Consider the following 3,698-nt stretch of genomic DNA (forward strand, 5'->3'; position numbering starts at 1 on the left):
GGTCGGCCTCGTGTTCCGGAGCATGCTCCATCCAACCACCGGCTTCTTAAACAATTTTCTGAGGGGAATCGGGCTTGACGGGCTGGCTAAAAACTGGCTGACCGATCTAAGTCTGGTGTTCCCGACGGTCATGACCGTGGATACCTGGAAGGGCATGGGTTACATCATGGTTGTCGTCATCGCCGGGCTGATGTCCATCTCGCCGGAGTACTACGAGGCGGCCAGCATCGACGGCGCCAATTTCTTCCAGAAGCTGCGGAATATCACGCTGCCCTTATTAAAGCCGGTTCTTGTCAATGTAACGGTTTTAAATGTTACATACGGCCTGCGCGTATTCGATATGATCTATTCCCTGACAAACGGAGGCCCGGGAAACGCTACAGGCGTAATCAATACAGCTGTTTACAAGGAATTCTCCAAGGGAGATTTAGCCATGGGCACCACGCTGTCCAGCGTCCTGTTTTTCTTTGTGCTGGCGCTGCTTTACTTTATCATCAAATCCATGGAAAATAAGGAGGTGGAAGCATGATGGGAAGAACCGGCAGAACTATCGGCCGTGTGGCCGGAAACCTGATCTCAATCGTAATCAGCCTGATCGTCATTATCCCGCTGGTGGTGCTGTTCTTAAATTCCTTTAAGACCTCGGCCGAGGCCAACCGGATGACACTGTCACTCCCGACGAAATGGGTATTTGAAAACTATGCTACCGTAATCGAACAGGGCAAGCTTGTGTCCTCCTTCTTCAACGGACTCCTCTATGCGGCCGGCAGCGTAATCATCGTAGTCGGACTGGTTGCGGCAGCAGCCTTCGTCATATCCAGAAACCAGAAGGGCGTCAACCGTTTTCTATATTACTTTATCATCTCCGGCATCGCCATGCCGATCAACAATGTAGCTTTGATGAAGGTCATGCAGGCGTTTCATCTGGTCAACACCAGAATCGGCATCATTCTCTTATATGCCGCGATCAACATACCGCTGAGCCTGTTTCTGGCTTACGGCTTTGTGGCGACGATTCCGCGTGAGATCGACGAGGCGGCGGTCATCGACGGATGCAAGCCATGGCAGCTCTTCTTAAAGGTGATCGCGCCGCTGTTGAAACCGATTGTTTCCACACTGTTTGTGCTGGATTTCATGGCGGTATGGAACGATTTCACCATGCCGCTGTATTACTTAAACAATTCCAGAAAATGGCCTATGACGCTTGCCGTCTATAACTTCTTCGGGGCCTTCCAGAATTCCTGGAATCTGGTGGCGGCGGATATCATGCTGACGCTGGCACCCGTGCTGCTGGTCTTTATTCTGGGGCAGAAATACATAGTGGGCGGTGTGTCGGCCGGATCTGTCAAAGGTTAAAACAGAGCCGTTAAAAGACGGCTGAAAAAAATAAGCCTGCAAGGAGGAGGAACGAATGACAATGCAGAAGATCTGGGATCTGATCCGGGAAATGACCCTGGAAGAAAAGATCGGGATGATTCATGGACAGGGGATTTTCCATACGAAAGGTGTGGAGCGCCTCGGAATCCCGCCGCTCTGGATGTCGGACGGCCCCATGGGGGTCAGAAAGGAACTGCAGGACGACAACTGGGCGCCTAAGGGGACGACGGATGATTACGTGTCCTACCTGCCCAGTAATACGGCCATCGCCTGCACCTGGAACCGGGAGCGGGCGGCAGACATGGGATGCGTGCTGGGGCAGGAGGCCAGGGGACGTGGAAAGGACGTGATCCTGGCTCCGGGAATCAATCTGATTCGTTCCCCACTCTGCGGCAGAAATTTTGAGTACATGAGTGAGGATCCCCATCTGATCTCGGAAATGGCAGTTCCGCTTATCCGGGGCATTGAGGAGCAGGATACGGCGGCCTGTGTGAAGCATTTTGCCTTAAACAATCAGGAGACACGCAGGCTCGATGTGGAGGCTGCCGTGGACGAGCGGGCGCTCAGAGAGCTCTATCTCCCCGGCTTCGAGGCCGCGGTGAAAGAGGGAAAGACGAAGACGCTGATGGGAGCCTACAACCGGTTCCGCGGAGAACACTGCTGCCATAACCATTACCTGCTGCAGGACATTCTCCGCGGGGAATGGGGCTTTGACGGCGTGGTCATATCCGATTGGGGAGGCGTCCACGACACGATGCAGGCCGCGGAAAACGGACTGGACATCGAGATGTCGGTGACCAGTGATTTTGATCAGTACTGCATGGCGGACCCGCTGGCGGAAAAGGTCCGATCCGGAGAGGTCCCCGAGGCGCTGCTGGACGAGAAGGTTAAGAATATCCTGGTTCTCATGGACCGGCTCCATATGCTGGACGGCGTCAGAAAGAGAGGCTCCTATAACACGAGGGATCATCAGGAGGCAATCCTCAAATGTGCCGAAGAGGCGATTGTGCTGTTAAAGAATGAAGGCGGGATTCTTCCGCTGAAGCCAGTGAAACGCCTGGCGGTAATCGGGGAAAATGCAGGGAAAATGCATTCCAGCGGCGGCGGCAGCGCGGCGATCAAGGCGCTTTACGAGCTTACACCGCTTATGGGACTTAAGATGGAGCTGGGCGGAGCGGTCAGCGTAGAGTATGCTCCAGGCTACCAGAGCGACGGTGAAAAATCGGCGGAACAGGAAAACTGGCAGGCGGAGAGCCTGGAGGAACGGGCCTATAAGGCGTCATATAAGGGAGACGGAAGCGATGCGGCGGAGAAACGCCGCAGAGAACTCATAAGGGAAGCCGCAGCCCTGGCAGAATCCTGTGAAAACGCCGTTTTGTTTATCGGGCTGAATCACGAGTTCGATCTGGAGGGATGCGACCGGCCGGATATGAAGCTTCCTTACGGACAGGAGGAACTGATCTCCGCTGTCCTGGATGCCAATGAGAATACGGTCATCGCAGTCACGGCCGGTTCTCCGGTGGACATGGAGGTCTTTGCCGACCGGGCGAAGGCCATTGTATACAGCAGCTACAACGGAATGGAAGGCGGCCTGGCCATGGCAGAGGTCCTTCTCGGCAGGGTGAATCCTTCCGGCAGGCTTCCATTTACCATCCCGAAGCGGCTGGAGGACTGCCCGGCCCATTCCATCGGAGAGTTTCCGGGCGGCGATATCGTTGCCTATCGGGAAAGCGTCTACGTTGGCTACCGGTATTACGAGACGGAGCGAAAAGCGGTCCGCTACTGCTTTGGTCACGGATTGTCCTATACGGAGTTTTCCTATGGGGATTTAAAGCTGGAGCGGCGGGAAGACGGCTTCTATGGTACTGTGACAGTGAGAAACTGCGGCTCTGTGGCTGGAGCGGAGGTCGTGGAGATTTACGTCGGTGCAGCCGGAAAGACTGTCAAACGGCCGGCCAGGGAGCTTAAGGGATTTGTGAAAGTCCGCCTTCAGCCGGGCGAGGAGCGCGCTGTGGATTTCCGGCTTCCATGGAAAGCATTTTCTTACTACAATGAGGAGAAAATGGCGTTCGAAGTGCCGGAGGATGAGTATTCGGTCTGCGTGGGGCGGTCCGTTGGTGACGTGCGGCTTGTTCAGACCGTTGAAATTAAAGAAAACGATGCATTAGGAGGAAAATGTCGGTCAATTACCCATGTCTAATGCCCGATGAAGCGGGGCAGGCCCAGGCACGGGCTTGTAACTCAACTACACGTAGTACGACATGTGATTCATGTCTCCTACCTCAAACGTTGGCTACAATAGGCTGATTGACGGCAGCCCG

Annotated in this window: 3 protein-coding genes; all 3 read left to right on the forward strand. The window is 54.7% G+C overall.

Annotated features, from left to right (window positions below; translation table 11 throughout):
* Positions 1 to 529 (forward strand): carbohydrate ABC transporter permease (locus tag ACLTD4_RS33315; RefSeq protein WP_412331950.1); only part of this gene is annotated, 529 nt, incomplete at its 5' end.
* Positions 526 to 1,356 carry a carbohydrate ABC transporter permease gene (locus ACLTD4_RS33320; protein ID WP_373266135.1) on the forward strand — a complete coding sequence of 277 codons (831 nt, stop codon included), beginning with the start codon at positions 526 to 528 and terminating at the stop codon, positions 1,354 to 1,356. The genes ACLTD4_RS33315 and ACLTD4_RS33320, both read left to right, overlap by 4 nt.
* Before the next feature lie 55 nt (positions 1,357 to 1,411).
* Complete coding sequence (locus ACLTD4_RS33325; protein WP_117624159.1) at positions 1,412 to 3,577, forward strand: glycoside hydrolase family 3 C-terminal domain-containing protein; 2,166 nt, start codon at positions 1,412 to 1,414, stop codon at positions 3,575 to 3,577.
* The last annotated feature ends 121 nt before the right edge of the window (positions 3,578 to 3,698 follow it).

It is taken from the genome of Hungatella sp., assembly GCF_046966825.1.